Raw genomic sequence first — 16,670 nt, forward strand, 5'->3', positions numbered from 1 at the left:
GCGTTCCCGCCGCGCCCACCGCGCGCTCCCCCGCCGCGACCTCCACGGCCGGCGTGACCGGACCGACCGCGCCCCGCTTCTCCGTGACCGTGTCCCGGCCGCCCGGTGGAGGCCCGTCCACTGGGGCTGCCGCCCTTGATGGCCACGCCCTCGGGCATGTCCTCCAGCGCGACGGCCTCGGCGACCTGCCCCACAAGGGTGTCCACGGCGGCGTCGTCGGGCCGGATGCGCTCGATGTCCGCACGAATCCGCGCCTTCTTGAGCAGGACCTGAACATCGTGCTTCTGCTCGGGCAGGACGAGGGTGATGACGCTGCCGGCGGCCCCGGCGCGGGCGGTGCGGCCCGAGCGGTGCAGGTAGGCCTTGTGCTCGGCGGGCGGGTCGACGTGGACCACGAGCTCGACGCCGGAGACGTCGATCCCCCGGGCGGCGATGTCGGTGGCGACCATGACGTGGACCTGCCCCGCGGAGAAGGCCCGCATGGCGCGCTCGCGCGCCTTCTGGCTCATGTTGCCCTGCAGCTCGACGGCGGGGATCCCGGCCTGGACGAGCTTGCGGGCCAGGCGCCGGGCGAGGTGCTTGGTGCGGGTGAACAGGATGCGCTGCCCCTCCCCGGAGGCCAGGCGCCGCACGATGCCGTCCTTGGCGGTCTTGTCCGCGACCATCCACACGCGGTGGGTCATGGCGTCCACGGGCGAGGTCGAGGGGTCCACGGAGTGCTGCAGCGGGTTGTGAAGGAACTCCTTGACCAGGGTGTCCACGCCGTTGTCCAGGGTGGCGGAGAACAGCAGGCGCTGGCCGCGCTGCGGGGTGGCGCGCAGGATGCGGCGGACATTGGGCAGGAAGCCGAGGTCGGCCATGTGGTCGGCCTCGTCCAGGACGGTGATCTCGACCTCGTCGAGGCTGACGAGCCCCTGCCCCATGAGGTCCAGGAGCCGGCCGGGACAGGCGACGACGACGTCAACGCCCGCCTTGAGGGCCTTCTCCTGGGGCTTGGCGGAGACCCCGCCGAAGATGGTGGTCACATCCATGTCGACGACGCGGGCCAGTGGCTCGATGACCTCGGCGATCTGGAGGGCGAGCTCGCGGGTGGGCGCCAGGACCAGGCCGATGGGGTGGCCGGGACGGGCCTTGTCCTGCTGCGCCAGGCGCTGAACCAGCGGCAGGCTGAAGGCCAGGGTCTTGCCCGAGCCGGTGCGGCCGCGGCCGAGCACGTCGCGCCCGGCGAGGGTGTCGGGCAGGGTGGCGGCCTGGATGGGGAAGGGCGCGGTGAAACCGCGGGCGTCGAGGTCGGCGGCGAGGTCGGAGTCCACGCCGAGGTCGGCGAAGGTGGTCTCACCCGCGGCCGGAGTCTTTCCAGAGGCGAAGCGGTGTGAGGCGGAGGTGCGGTGTGCGGCCACGAGGATCCTGTCGGTTGGGACCGCGAGCACGCCGGCGCGTGTCGCTGGCAGCGTGCGCGTCGGTGCGTGAGGTGCCGGCGTATGCGGTTCGACGGCGCAGGGCGTCAGGTGAGTCGACGCGCGCCGGGACCGGGGCACCAGCCAGGCCGGGCGGTGCCCGGACCAGGGAGCCATCCTGCCCGAGATCCCACCACGCCCCAAGGACCCCGCTCACACGCGCGTGGGGCGCGGCGCGCGGCCGTCCGCGCTGGCCAGGGCAACGGCCACCGACACCAGCCCGAGGCCGGCGACCTCCCAGCCGCTGGGCAGCTGGCCCAGCACCGCCACTCCCACCAGCATCGACGTCGCCGGCATGAGCGAGGACAGGAGCGCGAAGGTATCCGCCCCAAGACGTTTGAGCACCACTTGATCGAGTCCGTAGGGCACCGCGGTCGACAGCAGCCCAACCCCCAGTGCAATCGCTGCTGCCCTCACCGATGTCAGGGCAGCAGCCGCCGTGCCGACGGCGAAGGGAGCGTAGACCAGCGCTCCGGACACCATGCCCACAGCGAGCGAGTCGACTCCGGCCCCGGACGAGGCCACTCGCCGCCCCAGAAGGATGTATCCCGCCCAGGCCGCACCGGCCGCCAGCGCGAGCACGACCCCCGCCCTCTGACCCGGCTCACTCAGGTCGACGCCGAGCCCGGAGATGCACACGACTCCCAGGAGCGCCAGCAACGCGGCCAAGCGCGGTCGCCACCCGCGCCCCGTGAGGGCAGCGACGGCGACCGGCCCGAGGAACTCCAGGGAGACGACCGTCCCCAGCGGGAGCAGTGAGATCGCCGCATAGAAGATGACGTTCATGGTGGCTGTGGCCGCCCCGAAGGCGGCCGCCAGCACCAGAGCCTGACGCGTCCAGCTCCGGCGCCACGGTCGTCGGAGCGCCAGGAGCACGACGGCGCCCACCACCAGGCGCCACCAGGCCACTGCCGTCGAGGGCATGAGCGAGAACAGTGAGACGGCCAGGCCCGCTCCGAGGTACTGGGAGAAGGCGGAGGCGACGAAGACCAGCGGCGCCGGGACCCTTCCCGCCACCGCTCTGCCCACAGCACGTGCGCCTGCGCTGCTGCCCAGGCCGCGGGGCGGGTGGGATTCACCGCTCGTCACGCCCGTATTGTCACCTGCGCTGCAGCTCCTTCACACGCCCCCCTCCACGGTTTCAGCGCGGCGCACCCGGCACGGGGGTCGGCCGGCCCGACTACCTGCCCAGGCGGCGCTCCCGGCTGGCGAAGTCGCGCAGCGCCCGTAGGAAGTCCACGCGCCGGAAGGCCGGCCAGTTGACCTCGCAGAAGTAGTACTCGGAGTGCACCGACTGCCACAGCAGGAACCCGGAGAGCCGCTGCTCGCCCGAGGTGCGGATGACCAGGTCGGGGTCGGGCTGGCCCTTGGTGTAGAGATGCTCGGTGATGTCCTCCTCACTGAGTGAGGCGGCCACCTCCTCCAGGCTCGCCCCGGCGGCGGCCCGCTCGCGCAGCAGCTCGCGCACGGCGTCGGCGATCTCCTGACGGCCCCCGTAGCCGACGGCGATGTTGACCTGCATGCGCCGGTCCTCCCCCGCAGCCTTTCCGGCGCCCTCGCCCGCCTCGGCGACCTCGGGCCTGGACTTCGCGACGGCGGCGCGCAGGCGCTCGGCCAGCGGCTCGGGCAGAAGGTCAACGGCGCCCACGAGCCGCAGGCTCCAGCGACCGGTCTCGGCGAGCTCGTCGACGGCGTGGGCGATGATGTCCAGCAGGGGTGAGAGCTCGGCCGGGTCGCGGGAGAGGTTGTCGGTGCTCAGCAGCCACAGGGTGACGACCTGGACCCCCATCTGCTCGGCCCACCCGAGGAACTCCTCGATCTTGTCCGCGCCGCGCTTGTGGCCCTGCGCGGCCCCGAACCCCATGGACTTGGCCCAGCGCCGGTTGCCGTCGAGGATGACACCCACGTGGTGGGGCACCGTGGCCGGGTCGATGCGCGCAGCCAGCCGGCGCTCGTAGATGTCGTAGAGGAGGTTGTCGCCTGCCATGCCGTATTCCTCAGGGCTCCTCGGTGGGGTTGATGGGGGTGGACGGGGCCCGACGGCTCGGGGCCACCTCCAACGCTATCGCGCGACACCCCTCCTGCGCTGGACGAGCCTGCTAACAGCCGGATCAAATCCGGCCATCAGGTTCGCCCAGGGTTGCCGGGGCACAACAGAGGCATGCGAGGACACGCGACCGCACCGGCTCGGACGACGACGTCCGAGGGACCTGCTGACACACGCGACCGTGGCGCCCCCGTCACATCGTCGCCCGGACCGCTACCACCGAAACCTACGCTCACGTAACCTACGGAGTCGTAAGGTTCAGGATCGACCCCGAGCTCAGCCCACACCACCCAGAAGGACGCTCACGCCCATGTCACCGACATCGCCATCGACGCCACCGGCCTCGCGCCGCTCCGCGTCCACGAGCGCCAAGGGCGTCATGGCCGCCGTCAAGCCCAGGCTGCGCGGATGGATCCACGCCGGCACAGCGCCACTGGCCCTGGCGGCCTGCATCGTGCTGACGGTGCTGGCGCCGGGAGCGGGCCTGAAGTGGGCCTGCGCCATCTACCTGACGTGCTCGCTGCTGCTGTTCGCCAACTCCGGCGTCTACCACATCGGCACCGGGCACTGGCCCGCGAAGGTGGCGGCCACGCTGCGGCGGATCGACCACGCGAACATCTACCTGCTCATCGCCGGCACCTACACGCCCCTGTCGGCGGCGCTGCTGCCGACGCGCACGGCCACCCTGGTCCTGGGGATCGTGTGGGCGGGGGCAGCGATCGGCACGGCCACGAACCTGCTGTGGATGCACGCTCCGCGCTGGTTCACCACCGCCCTCTACGTCATCCTGGGCTGGGTGGCGGTCTGGTTCCTGCCGCAGTTCTGGCGGGCGGGCGGCCCCGCGATCGTGTGGCTGCTGGTGGCCGGCGGCGTGACCTACACGCTGGGCGCCGTCGTCTACGCCCGTAAGACGCCCGATCCCTTGCCGCACTGGTTCGGCTTCCACGAGATCTTCCACGTGTGCACCGTGGCCGCATGGGCCTGCCAGTGCGTGGCCTGCTTCCTGGCGGTTCTGCGCTAGAGGGGACAGGCCGGTCGGGAGGCGGCCGCCGAGTCCACCAGGTCTAGCGCACGGGCCGCCACGCCGTCGAGCCTCCCACTTTGCCCGCTGAGTCTCCCGGCCCCCACGACGACGTCGATCAGGCGGGCCGGCACGGATTCGCCCGCCTCGCCGCCCGACCGCAGCCCCGGAATATTCCAGCACCTTTCGCCAACTACACAGCATCCCCTCAGGCTGCGGCGTAGACTCGCGCTTCAAACCCGGTCGGCCCTACGAGGAGCCGCCGGGTGTCGTCGTCGCAAGGTGACCCGAACGGCTGCCGAGCGACCAGCACCAGTCATCCAAGGAGGACCCATGTCCGAGCAGTCACAGGGCACCTGGCTCACCCAGGAGGCCTACGACCGGCTGTCCGCCGAGCTCGAGCACCGCAAGACGACCGAGCGCAAGGAGATCGCCCAGCGCGTGGAGGCGGCCCGCCAGGAGGGTGACCTGCGGGAGAACGCCGGCTACCACGCCGCCCGCGAGGAGGCGGGGCTCAACGAAGCACGCATCATCCAGCTCGAGGAGACCCTGGAGAACGCCCAGATCGGCGAGGCGGCCGACGACGGCTCGGTCTCGGCAGGCACCATCGTCACCGCGAAGGTGGCCGGCAAGGAGCAGGTCTTCGCCCTCGGCGGCCAGGAGATCACCGAGGACGTGCCCGACGGCGTCAAGGTCTTCTCCCCCGACGCCCCGCTGGGCCAGGCCCTCATGGGGCACCGCGCGGGCGACACCGTCTCCTACGAGGCCCCCACGGGCCGGGAGATCAAGGCCGAGATCGTCAAGGTCGAGCGGGTCTGAGCCTCTTTTCCACTGAGCCGGGCATTTCTCGCGTCGCCCCACCGTTGGGCATCGCGAGAAATGCCCGGCTCATCACTTCATCCCCTCAGGTCACCCCGAAAGACCAATCCGGTAAATTACCGAGGCCTCTTTCCAGGAATCGAAGGTAAGGCGCGACACCCCCCTGAAAGCCAACCAAAACGCCAGACCCCCCATACCCACACAAGCGCCCTTAGGGTGGTATGACACAAAACTAAGCCACCTAACATTTAACCGATTTCAGCAGATCACACCCATAATCACCTTAACGTGCTATGAGAGTCATGCAATGCCTATTGTAGAATATACAAGCGACAGAAATCTACCTCACATCAATAGTCATGGAGCTGAAGACTTCTCACCTCTCGACGTCCTCCTGCATTCAATAGCAGTTGGAAATCCCAGTATTTTCGCAGCTCACAATTATTCACGTCCATTTGAAAACATATTGCTGCGCATTGCATACATCTACAACGGAATAGATTTACGAAATCAGAATTCGAACTCATGGTTTCGACAGAATTCATACTTTCCAGCACTCGACGGCAGTGAAAAAACACCGATTAGTTACACTCTCGGCATGACACAATGCTCAATGATGGCAGAGCGTCTATTTAATGCTGCGGTTACCGTTCATCTAGATGCTGTGCACAATTTACTGACCGGGACTGGCATCCCTAGGGGTTGTGCACGACCCGATCTCTTAGCTTACACAACGACCCCCAGAAGCCCTCACGACCCTTGCAAACTCATCATGGAAGCAAAGGGACGTAGTGGGGGATACAGTTCTACAGATATCACAGAGGCAAGCAGACAGTTTTCTAGCATCCCGCAGACTATCGCCAAGATTGCAGGCAATGCACAGGAAGTGATATCCATTTCACACTTTGCATACACCAAATTATTTTGGAGGAACCACTTAACAGCACCCCACGTCAGCCGCAGCAACCCCGGCGGTCCTAACGGTCCCAGCAACCCCGGCGGTCCTGGAGGTCCCGGCAATCCTCGTAACCCCGGCGGTCCTAACGGTCCCAGCAACCCCGGCGGTCCTGGAGGTCCCGGCAATCCTCGTAACCCCGGCGGTCCTGGCGGTTCCAGCGGCCCCGGCAAGCCCGGTGGCCCCAGCAGCCCCAGCGACCCCCGCAACAACCTACCCTCATCTTCCAGACTGGACAGAACTAGCGACAGGAATATCTATCAAGACGACCCGGAGTTTGGCGGCTTATTACTTATTGCACAACTACTTCCATTCTCTCACACCATCTCAAATTCCTCGCCCGAACGACAGCACTCACTGTCAAACACCCCCTATATCACCGGATCAATAATCCCTGGGACAGACTACTACGTAGGACTTCCGGCGGAGCTGAACGCTCTTCTGAAGACGATCGACGGCCCGTTAGAACACCTCAAGGCGCGCGAAAAGCTCACAACCAGAGCTTGGAGTATCCTACAAAACACCCACATGGGCGAGGCTAAGTCAATCATTGAAGCAAGAGGTTATGACGCAACCGCCACGAGATCGGGGTTAATTTTCGCCCAAGCATCATCTTGAAATAGCCACCCCCTGTTTAAGCAATAATTTTCGCGGTTGAGATAGTGCAGGGGGCTGACAAATTGATGGAGACGCGCTAGCCCTGGATCACTGGAATCCGTACCGTTCAGGAGATGATTTTATTACGTCAGGCTACGACCGACGGCGGGTTCCAGAGCTTCCTCAACTGGCGCGAGCGGGCCTTCACCCACCTGGGGCCGAACAGTTCCGGGCCGGACTCCTCGCCGAGTTCCTGATCGACACCCGCTCCCACCTCCGCCCCAACCGCTCCTCGCGGTCAGTGAAGCGCGGGCGGGAATAGGGACCTCGCGCAGTACCGTGTCCTCATGTTCAACGCCCTTCGTCACTCACTCAGCGGGTCGGCGCCGGCCGGCCGCGAGGCACCGGTCCTGCCCGTTCCCGGAGACCACCCGGTGCTGGGAACGCCCCTGGACGGACCGTGGCCCGAGGGCAGTCGGGTCCTCTACCTGGCGGCCGGTTGCTTCTGGGGCGTGGAGCGGATCCTGTGGCGCCAGGACGGCGTCGTCTCGACGTCGGTCGGCTACATGGGCGGCCAGACACCCAACCCCACGTACCAGGAGGTGTGCACCGGGGCGACCGGTCACGCCGAGACGGTGCGCGTCGTCTACGACCCCACCGTCTGTGGCGAGGGCGGGGAGACCCTGCTGCGGACCTTCTGGGAGAACCACGACTCCACACACCTGAACCGTCACGGCAACGACGTCGGCACCCAGTACCGCTCGGCGGTGTGGACGACCACACCCGCCCAGCACGAGGCGGCCGTGCGGATTCGCGAGGCCTTCCAGGGCGAGCTGACCCGGCTGGGCCTGGGCACCTGTGTGACCACCATTGAGGACGCGGCGGACGCTCCGGCCGAGTTCGGCGGCCCCTACTACCTGGCTGAGGACTACCACCAGGCCTACCTGCACAAGAACCCGAACGGCTACTGCAACCACGGCCCCAACGGGGTGACCTGCCCGGTCGGCATCACGGACCTGCCCGCCCAGACCGACGTCCTGGCCCCAGAAGACGCGCCGTCCTGACAGCGTCACCCCAGCCTTTCAAGCGTCAATCATCAGCGTTCTCACACGTTGCCTTGAGACGCTGTCCCCCGGCCGCCGGCCAGCACTCCCAGCCTTGAGCGCCCGCGACCGCCTGACCTGTTTTCCCTGCGCACCACAGGAGGCTCAACCCCGATGAGCAGCCAGCAGACGAGCACCCCGTCGGACCGGTCTCCGGCAGAGGTGGACTCGGAGATCCACTGGTCTGAGGACAGGGACTTCCAGTGGCGCGCCGCGACCGAGCTGCTCATCGCCATGGGGGTTCCGCGCTCCACCGCCCGTCTCACCGGCGACCTGCGCACCTCCATCGCGCACCTGGAGGAGGTCGACGCGCGCCTGCCCCGCGACGGCAAGCCCCTGCCGGAGGCCGACCGCCTCACCCGCAACAATGCCGTGGACGACGTCGCCCGGGTCATCCTGCCGCTGGCGCACGCCGCCCTGGAGCGGATCCGGGCCGAGGAGCTGCGCACTGAGGTCGTCGGCGTCGACTACGACGCCCTGTGCGACGCCGTCGAGCAGCTCGAGGCCACCTACCGCGCCGGCTGGTGGCGCGCGGCCGAGAGGGAGGGCGCCGACTTCTTCCTGCGTGAGGTTGAAGCCCTCAACCGCCTCAACGTCGCGCCAGTCCGGGCCAACTGGCGCGACGCCGGCAAGATCGTGAGCATCCTGCGCCAGATGCCCGTCTCGACACTGCGTCGCGTGGCCCGAACGAGCAACCCCATGGCGCTGCGACTCATGGTGCTGTTCAACCTCCAGGCCGGCTACCGCGACGGCCGCTTCGACAAGACCATCTCGATCCCCCGCCTCATCCACACCCGCACCAGCGAGTACCGCACCGAGTACCGCACCGGCTCAGCCGCCTAACGCGAGCCACGCAGCCACCACCAGCTCACTCACCAACAAAAACTTCAGAATCGACGCGGCTCCGGGTCTTTTTTGAAGTTTTGGTCGAAGTGAGGGAGGGGCTCACCAGCGTCGGCCAGTGGGCCTGACTCCCGCAGCGGCCAGTCGCCGCAGCATCTGCGCACCGGTATCGCCCCAGGCCTGCGCCCACGTCCAGCGGGCCACGGTCAGACCCGAGGCCCGCAGCGCGTCCTCCCGGAGCTTCTCACGCCACACAACATCCTCCGGGTCCTGCCCGAAGGAGGCCGACCGGTACTTGACCCGACCATCGAACTCGCCGGCCACCTCGAGGTCCGGCCAGTAGTAGTCCAGGATGTAGAGCTCCTGCCCGACCCGCACACTCACCTGCAGCTCCGGCTTGGGAAGACGGTGCTCCCACATGCGGACACGGGACATGGACTCGCCCGGCGACTCGGAGCGGCCGTCGGCCAGGCGCATGGCCTGCCGAGCGCGGGGGCCACCACGGGCCGTCGCAGGCAGACGCTCCAGCGCCTCCTCCAGGGAGTCCGCGGAGCACAGTCCGTTGTGCAGGGCCGCGTCCATGGCGGCAACCCCCGCCATCACTCCACGCCACCGAGCCAGGTCAATAAGCGAGTCCGGCAGCGCGACGGCGAGATGCCCGCCCACCCTGACGACCTCAGTGCCGCGGCGCCGGACGTGGCGCCTCAGCAAGGAGGTCCGCACCCGCCCGGGACGCCCATCCACGACCTCCACCCTGCGCAGGACCGCCCCCACCAGCGGCAGCCCATAGGCGGCGACGGCGGAGGCGCCAGCCAGCACCAGGTCCTCGCCGTACTTCCGGTGCGCCGCCTCGAGCAGCAGCTCGTAGCGCTCCATCCACGGAGCCTCCTGCCAGGCCGAGCGGAGCGCGTAGACGCCCGCGGCGACTCGCAACCAGTCGTGACTGAGATCCGGGCGCGCGCACGCGGCGCCGTCGAGGCCGGTCTCGTTCCACAGGAGCGGATGCAGAGCGCCGCCGTCGGACATGGGAAGGGAGGAGATCGAGGTGGTCATCCCCCTATGCTGCCCGCGGCACTCCGACGCTCACCCGGAGCACTTGCCTTCCTGTGGAAACAGGAGGTCGACGGCGCCCTTGTGGACACCGGCCTCGTGGATCACTTCGACCGAATCTTCAGAAGCGACCCGGAGCCGCGTCGTTTGTGAAGTTTTTGTTGAAGTGCGGGTGGGAGGCCAGCGGTCAGTGCTCGCCCCGTCAGTGCTCGCTCCGTCAGTCCTCGCCGGGCCGGCCGGCCAGCTCGAGCTTGCGGTAGCGGCTGACGGCCGCCCCGACGTCGACCATGCGGGGGCGCACGAGGAAGGCGGGGCGCTCGCGCTCGTCGGTCAGGGCGTCCAGGCCCTCCTCATCGAGCAGGGCCTCGAGGTCGTCCAGGCACTCGCGCAACGGGGAGACCCCGTCAAAGCGCTGCTCCAGCAGGGCGCGCAGGGCGTGGGCGATGGCCTCGGCCTGCCCGGAGTCGGAGACGCCGCCGACGTCGGAGATGTCGATCTCCTCCCGGTCCAGGACGAGGGTGGAGGTGCCCTGGGCGCGGGTGCGCACCGGTCCACGGCGGGTGCGCGGCGGGGCGGGCTCGGGGACGCGCTGCCCAGGCGCGGCGAAGTCCTCCAGGCCGGTCAGGGGCCGGGGCTGGTCGGCCACGACCCGGCGGGCCTCCTCGGTAACGTCGCGCAGGTGGTAGGCGTCCATGAGCAGGACCCGGTCGGCCACGTCCAGGTAGTCCCCGGAGCCGCCCATGACCATGACCGTGGAGACGCCCCGCCGGCGGAACAGCGCGGTGATGCGGTCCACCAGGGGCGTGATGGGCTCGCGCTCGGCGGCCACCAGCTCACGCATGCGCGAGTCGCGGATGAGCAGGTTCGTGGCGGAGGTGTCCTCATCCAGCAGCAGTGCGGTGGAGCCGGCCTCGACGGCCTCGATGATGGAGGCGGCCTGGGAGGTGGATCCCGAGGCGTTGCGGGTGGTGAAGGAGGCGGTGTCGCGCCCGGCCGGCAGGTGGGAGATGAAGGGGGTCAGGTCGACGCCGGTCACGGCGCGCCCGTCGGCGGCCCGCACCTTGACGGCGTCGGGGACCGTGGCGACGAGCTCGCGCCCGTCCCCGGGCACGTGCGGGTAGACGCCGCGCTCGATGGCGCTCAGCAGTGTGGACTTGCCGTGGTAGCCGCCTCCGACGATGACGTTGACGCCCGCCTCGACGACGGTGCCGCGCACCGTCCCGACGTGCGGGAGCTCCACTGTGGCGGCCATGGACTCGGGGGCCTCGAGGGGGACGCCGCCGTCCAGGGGCTCGTCGCTCACCCCGGAGCGGCGCGGCAGGACGGAGCCGTCGGCGAGGAAGGACACCCAGCCGTTGCGGGCCACCGTCGCGCTCAGGGCCCGGTGGTCCTCGAGGGTGGCGATGTGGCGCACGAGCCGGTCGCCCCGCTCGCCGGTGAGGTCCATGGCCTCCTCCAGCTCGCGCACGAGGTCGCGCCCCACGATCCGGGAGGCCTCGTGACCCTGGATGGAGCGGCCCTGGGCGGGCAGGGCCAGACGGGCACGGACCTCCAGGATCCAGCCGGCCCCCTCCTTCTTCTCGTCGGGGCGCACGACGATGCTGGAGCGCTGCAGGATCTCCTGGCCCGGAGAGGCGATGGACAGCGCCGTGCCGCGGAATCCGGCGTGCAGCTCGCGGGTGAGGAAATCGCCCACGGCCAGGCGCCGGTCGACGTCGGCCAGCAGGTCGGCCTCATCGAGCAGCTCCAGTCCGTGCAGGTCGGTGGGCACGTCCACGTGAATGCGCGTGGGCGGGGCGTAGGGGTCGGCCTGGACGCGGTCGATGTGCAGGAACCAGCCGGCGGGTGCCCGGTAGCGTCCGACGATCGCCTTGTAGGCGGCGTAGGAGCGTCCATCGAGTGCGTGGAGGTGGCCGACGAGGTCGGCCAGGAGGCCGTCGCGGGGCTCGTCGTCGTAGACGCGGCGCGAGCGGCCGCGCTCGCCATCCCGGTAGCCGCGGTCTCCTCGGTAGCCGCGGTCACCTCCGCGACCGCCACCCGAGCCGCCCCGGTAACCATGGTCGCCACCACGGTAACCGCGGTCGCCTCTGTCACCACCGCCGGAGCCTCCCCGGTAGCCGCGCTCGCCGTGTCCGCCTCTGTCGTCCCGGCGGGAACCGCCTCGCTCGCTGCGCTCAGTCATGGGGAAACCCTACCCACCCGCCGAAGCGCGCCCCGGCAACCGCAGCACGAACGACGTCGCCGCCGGGGCACCCGCAGGTACCGCCGACGGCGACGTGGTGGATTGGCGTCCTCCGACTCAGCCGGACAGCCGGGTCCCGAGTCCTCAGCGCAGGGAGGCCAGGGCGTCGGAGTGGGCGACGACGTCGCGCACCATGGCCGGCACCTCGGCGTCGTGGAAGGAGGCCGGCGAGAAAGCGCCGTCGGCGAAGTCGGTGTTGAGCGACAGGAACACGTTGGAGGCCACGACGGTGGCACCCATGCCCTGGAGGATCTGCTGAAGGTGGCTGACGGCGCGGATACCGACGCTGTAGGAGTAGCCGACCACGCCCACGCCCTTGTTGGCCACGGCGCCGGGCTGGAGGAAGTCGATGGCGTTCTTCAGCGCGCCGGGGATGGAGAAGTTGTACTCGGGGGTGACGAAGATCAGCCCGTCGAAGGACTTCAGGGCCGCGTCGAAGGCGGCGCCGGCCGGGTCGCTGGGGACGGCCATGCGCGGGGGGAGCTCCTCGGCGAACAGGGGCAGGTTGAAGGAGGCGATGTCGACGATCTCGGCCTCGACGCCCTCGATCTTGTTGGCCTGGTCAACCACCCACTGGGCAATGGAGCCACCCACACGGTTGGGGCGAACGGAACCGACGACGACGGCAAGACGGGTCATTTTATTTCTCCTGGTCGAGATGAGCCGGGTCGGGGGCAGCGTCAGGCGGAGACTCCTATGGCATGCCCGGCCGCGACAAATGGTGTGCCGATAACCTTATGGGAGTTTCAACAGAAACAGCGAGCCCTTATTGCATGATACCTGCCACAACACATCTCGACCCTTTCCCACCTTTCCGGTGAGGACGGGTGGAGCCATAGGTTTTTCACGGATTATCGAGCCAGGAAGAAGCGGAAGGCGGGGTCGGTGGTCTCCTCGTTGTAGGAGTAGCCGAGCCGGTCCATGTGCTCGGTCAGCTCGACGTCGTCAGGCCCGGCCGCGAAGGCGCACAGGATGCGGCCGTAGTCGGCGCCGTCGGTGCGGTAGTGGAACAGGGTGATGTTCCAGCGGGTGCCCAGCACCTCCAGGAAGTGGGCCAGCGCCCCGGGGGACTCGGGGAAGAGGAAGGAGAAGAGCCGCTCGGGCACGCCCGGGGTGGCACGCCCGCCGATCATGGAGCGCACGTGGACCTTGGCGAGCTCGTCGTCGGTGAGGTCGATGACGTCATAGCCGGCCTCCTCCAGGTCCGCCACGATCTCGGCGCGCTCCTGGCGGCGGGCAATGCGCACGCCCACGAAGATGCGGGCGGGGTCGGTGTCGGTGCGGGCCGCGGAGAGGCGGTAGTTGAACTCGGTGACCGAGCGGGCCCCCAGGACCGAGGCGAAGCGCAGGAAGGATCCCTGCTCCTCGGGAATGGTGACCCCGAGGATGGCCTCGCGCTGCTCACCGATCTCACTGCGCTCGGAGATGTAGCGCAGCTGGTGGAAGTTGAGGTTGGCGCCGGACAGGACGAAGGCGAGGCGCTCGCCGGACAGGTGGTGCTCGGCGACGTAGCGCTTGAGGCCCGCCAGGGCCAGGGCCCCGGAGGGCTCGGAGATGGCGCGCACGTCGTCGAAGATGTCGCGCACGGCGGCGGAGGTCTCGTCGGAGGAAACGGTGACGACGTCGTCGAGCAGGGCCCGGCACATACGGAAGGTCTCCTCGCCGATGCGGCGCACGGCCACTCCTTCGGCGAACAGGCCCACGTGGTGCAGGGTGATGGGCTCGCCGCCCAGCAGGGCGGCCTTGAGGCAGGCCGACTCCTCATGCTCGACGCCGATGACCTTGATCCCGGGCATGAGCTGCTTGATGAGGACGGCGACGCCGGCCGCCAGTCCGCCGCCCCCCACGGGTACGAAGACGCGGTCGAGGTGGGCGTCCTGCTGGATGAGTTCCAGGCCGATGGTGCCCTGGCCGGCAATGACGCAGGGGTCGTCGAAGGGGGCGATGTAGGAGTGGCCCTCGACCTCGGCCAGGCGGGTGGCCTCGGCCTTGGCGGCGTCGAAGTTGTCCCCGTGGAGGCGGACCTCGCCGCCCAGGGCGCGAACGGCGTCGACCTTGATCTGGGGGGTGACGGTGGGCATGACGATGATGGCGCTCACCCCCAGCAGGGCGGCGGAGCGGGCCACGCCCTGGGCGTGGTTGCCGGCCGAGGCGGTGACGACGCCGCGCTCGCGCTCGGCCGGGCTCAGGGAGCGCATGGCGTTGTAGGCGCCGCGGATCTTGAAGGAGTGGACGGCCTGGAGGTCCTCGCGCTTGACCTCGACGGTGTTGCCCAGGCGGGCCGACAGGGTCGGCATCTCCTGCAGGGGCGTGTGCTCAGCCGCCTCGTAGACGGGGGCCTTGAGGATCTCCCGCAGGTAGCGGGCGCTGTCCCAGGCCGGGGTTCCGTTGCTGCTGACGCTGTCGAGCTCATTCACGAGTGACAGCGTAACGGGCAGGCCGCAGTCAAGCTCAAGCCGGCGCTGGCGCATCTGCCGCACGTGAGGCAGAACGCGCAGCCGTCAGCTCATCGACGAATCGGGCGATGGGCGGGGCCGCGTCCGACGCCGATATCGCGGCGATCGGCGGATGCGGAGGAAGCCCCGGGATGTCATAGACCTGAACGTCCGGCCCCTCCTTCTCCACAGCCGACTGCGCGATCAGCGCGCACCCCAGGCCGGCCGCCACCATCTCACGGATACTGGCCGGACTGTGCGTCTCGAACTCCACCCGCGGCACCGCATCGACCGCGCTGAATGCTGTGTTCAGCAAACGCCGCAGTCCACTGTCCGAGGACAGGCACACGAACGGTTCGTCCGCCACATCGGCCAACGACCTCACTCGTCGAGCAGTCGATAACGGGCTGATGAGGACCAGCCGTTCGTCCGCGATCTCGGTGCGACGAGTTCCTTCCTGCTCCCACTGCTCCACCACAGGGCCGACGACGACATCGACCCGTCCTCGATGGAGCTCTTCGAGCAGGTCGGCGATGAGCCCGGTACGCAGCGACACCGTGACTCCCGGATACCTGAGCCGGAACCGGCCGATCGTACTCACGAGGTCGAACCCGCCCAGGAGCGACGTCGCAGCCACTCGGACGTGCCCCACGGACACGGACCGGAAGGCGCGCACGGCCCGCTCCCCCTCATCAAGACTCGCCAGGGCTCGACGCACGTATGGCAGGAAGGACTCTCCCGCGGCACTGAGGGACACCGGCCGGGCGCGGTGCAGCAGCGTCACTCCCAGCTCCAGCTCCAACCGCTTGATATGGGCGGAGACGACCGGCTGAGCCAGGTGGAGGTCGGTAGCCGCCCTGGTGAACCCACCGCACCGCACAATCGCCTCAAATGACCGCAGATATCGCAGTTCCACCTCGCCATATTAAATCGATATGGTAAGTATGTGAACTCAGTCTTGGACGTATAGAAGTCCAGATACCTACCGTTCAGGTATGACATTCATCAAATCCGCAGACACCACAACCCACCATCTGGGCGCCCTGGAAACCTCCGCGCTGGGACTCGGCTGCATGGGCCTGTCCCAGGGGTACGGTCCAGCCGACGACGAGGAGTCCCTGGCCGCCATCCATGCAGCCCTCGATTCCGGCATCACGATGCTCGACACCGCCATGAGCTACGGGCAGGGCCACAATGAGGAGATCGTCGGCCGAGCCGTCTCCACCAGCGGCATCGCACGCGACAGTCTTCAGATCGCCACGAAGCTCGGTATCGTCCGGCGCGAGGGCGGGGTCCAGCTGGATGCTCATCCCAGCCGCATCGCCTCCTACTGCGACGCATCGTTGCGCCGGCTGGGACTGGAGACCATCGACCTGTACTACCTGCACCGCGTGGACCCGCAGGTTCCGATCGAGGAGTCCATCGCAGCCATGGCTGACCTGGTCGCTCAAGGCAAGGTCCGCCATCTCGGGGTATCAGAGGTGACGCCCGAGGAGCTCAGGCGCGCTCACGCCGTTCACCCCATCGCAGCAGTGCAGATGGAGTGGTCGCTCATGTGGCGCGAGCCGGAGCTCAGCATCGTGCCCGCTGCCCGGAACCTCGGAGTCGGCCTGGTGCCGTACAGCCCTCTGGGCCGCGGGCTGCTCAGCGGGCGAATCGATGCCACCACCGTTGCCGACAGCCCCTTCCGGGTGAACGACCCCAGGTTCAACGGCGGTCATCTCAGTGCCAACCTGACTCAGGTCGAGGCCCTCACTCACCTCGCAAGGTCCTGGGACATGACGACGGCCCAGGTCGCCCTCGCGTGGCTACTGTCCCAGGGCGGCGACGTCGTCCCCATCCCTGGAACGCGTAGATCGGACCGGGTGAGGGAGAACGCCTCAGCCATGTCCTCCAGGCTCACAGCGGAGGACTTGGAGATGCTGAACTCGGCCGTTCCAGCCGACGCGTGGGAAGGTGACCGAAGGTCCTTCGCCGTCCCCGTCACGGCTCGGTCGACACCTCACCTGGGCGAGAGATGAGGACGCACGGTGACTATTCATCCGTCGCCCTTCGTGCCCCGAGACGGCGCTGAGTGGCGACGCGTCCGCACGCGGTGCTC

At 68.5% G+C, this 16,670-nt stretch carries 15 protein-coding genes; 7 read left to right on the forward strand and 8 right to left on the reverse strand.

What is annotated here, in order from left to right; all coding sequences use genetic code 11:
* The 3 genes from RIV12_RS10445 to RIV12_RS10455 form a co-directional block, all read right to left on the reverse strand.
* A partial coding sequence (locus RIV12_RS10445; protein ID WP_309323666.1) for a DEAD/DEAH box helicase occupies nt 1-1,430 on the reverse strand: 1,430 nt, incomplete at its 3' end.
* A gap of 180 nt (nt 1,431-1,610) precedes the next feature.
* A complete protein-coding gene (locus RIV12_RS10450; RefSeq protein WP_309323668.1) occupies nt 1,611-2,546 on the reverse strand; it encodes an EamA family transporter in 936 nt (311 codons plus the stop codon).
* A 91-nt stretch (nt 2,547-2,637) separates the two neighbouring features.
* Nucleotides 2,638-3,444, reverse strand: coding sequence for an isoprenyl transferase (locus RIV12_RS10455; RefSeq protein ID WP_309323670.1), 807 nt, complete (start codon nt 3,442-3,444; stop codon nt 2,638-2,640).
* Between the two features lie 370 nt (nt 3,445-3,814).
* On the opposite strand from RIV12_RS10455, the gene trhA reads away from it, so the two are divergent.
* The 6 genes from trhA (at nt 3,815) to RIV12_RS10485 (ending at nt 8,842) form a co-directional block, all read left to right on the forward strand.
* Entirely contained in the window at nt 3,815-4,525 is a 711-nt protein-coding gene (gene trhA, locus RIV12_RS10460) for a PAQR family membrane homeostasis protein TrhA (protein ID WP_309323672.1), read from the forward strand.
* A gap of 333 nt (nt 4,526-4,858) precedes the next feature.
* Complete coding sequence (locus RIV12_RS10465; RefSeq protein WP_309323674.1) at nt 4,859-5,344, forward strand: GreA/GreB family elongation factor; 486 nt, start codon at nt 4,859-4,861, stop codon at nt 5,342-5,344.
* A gap of 307 nt (nt 5,345-5,651) precedes the next feature.
* Entirely contained in the window at nt 5,652-6,917 is a 1,266-nt protein-coding gene (locus RIV12_RS10470) for a hypothetical protein (protein WP_309323676.1), read from the forward strand.
* 113 nt (nt 6,918-7,030) lie between these two features.
* A complete protein-coding gene (locus tag RIV12_RS10475; RefSeq protein ID WP_309323678.1) occupies nt 7,031-7,153 on the forward strand; it encodes a hypothetical protein in 123 nt (40 codons plus the stop codon).
* Nucleotides 7,154-7,243: 90 nt separating this feature from the next.
* On the forward strand, nt 7,244-7,960 hold the full coding sequence (gene msrA, locus RIV12_RS10480) for a peptide-methionine (S)-S-oxide reductase MsrA (RefSeq protein WP_309323680.1): 717 nt from the start codon (nt 7,244-7,246) through the stop codon (nt 7,958-7,960).
* Between the two features lie 153 nt (nt 7,961-8,113).
* Complete coding sequence (locus tag RIV12_RS10485) at nt 8,114-8,842, forward strand: hypothetical protein (protein WP_075418814.1); 729 nt, start codon at nt 8,114-8,116, stop codon at nt 8,840-8,842.
* A gap of 102 nt (nt 8,843-8,944) precedes the next feature.
* On the opposite strand, the gene RIV12_RS10490 is transcribed toward RIV12_RS10485, so the two are convergent.
* The 5 genes from RIV12_RS10490 to RIV12_RS10510 form a co-directional block, all read right to left on the reverse strand.
* Nucleotides 8,945-9,895 carry a hypothetical protein gene (locus tag RIV12_RS10490; RefSeq protein ID WP_309323682.1) on the reverse strand — a complete coding sequence of 317 codons (951 nt, stop codon included), beginning with the start codon at nt 9,893-9,895 and terminating at the stop codon, nt 8,945-8,947.
* A gap of 214 nt (nt 9,896-10,109) precedes the next feature.
* Entirely contained in the window at nt 10,110-12,074 is a 1,965-nt protein-coding gene (locus RIV12_RS10495; RefSeq protein WP_309323684.1) for a P-loop domain-containing protein, read from the reverse strand.
* Between the two features lie 144 nt (nt 12,075-12,218).
* Nucleotides 12,219-12,773, reverse strand: coding sequence for an NADPH-dependent FMN reductase (locus RIV12_RS10500; protein WP_075418817.1), 555 nt, complete (start codon nt 12,771-12,773; stop codon nt 12,219-12,221).
* Between the two features lie 212 nt (nt 12,774-12,985).
* Entirely contained in the window at nt 12,986-14,605 is a 1,620-nt protein-coding gene (gene ilvA, locus RIV12_RS10505; protein ID WP_309323686.1) for a threonine ammonia-lyase, biosynthetic, read from the reverse strand.
* Nucleotides 14,586-15,485 carry a LysR family transcriptional regulator gene (locus tag RIV12_RS10510; protein WP_309323688.1) on the reverse strand — a complete coding sequence of 300 codons (900 nt, stop codon included), beginning with the start codon at nt 15,483-15,485 and terminating at the stop codon, nt 14,586-14,588. Before RIV12_RS10510 ends, ilvA begins: the two co-directional genes overlap by 20 nt.
* Nucleotides 15,486-15,564: 79 nt before the next feature.
* Here RIV12_RS10510 and RIV12_RS10515 point away from each other — a divergent pair, with 79 nt between their 5' ends.
* A complete protein-coding gene (locus RIV12_RS10515) occupies nt 15,565-16,590 on the forward strand; it encodes an aldo/keto reductase (RefSeq protein ID WP_309323690.1) in 1,026 nt (341 codons plus the stop codon).
* The last annotated feature ends 80 nt before the right edge of the window (nt 16,591-16,670 follow it).

Source organism: Actinomyces stomatis (genome assembly GCF_031292835.1).
Classification (GTDB): Bacteria; Actinomycetota; Actinomycetes; order Actinomycetales; family Actinomycetaceae; genus Actinomyces; species Actinomyces stomatis.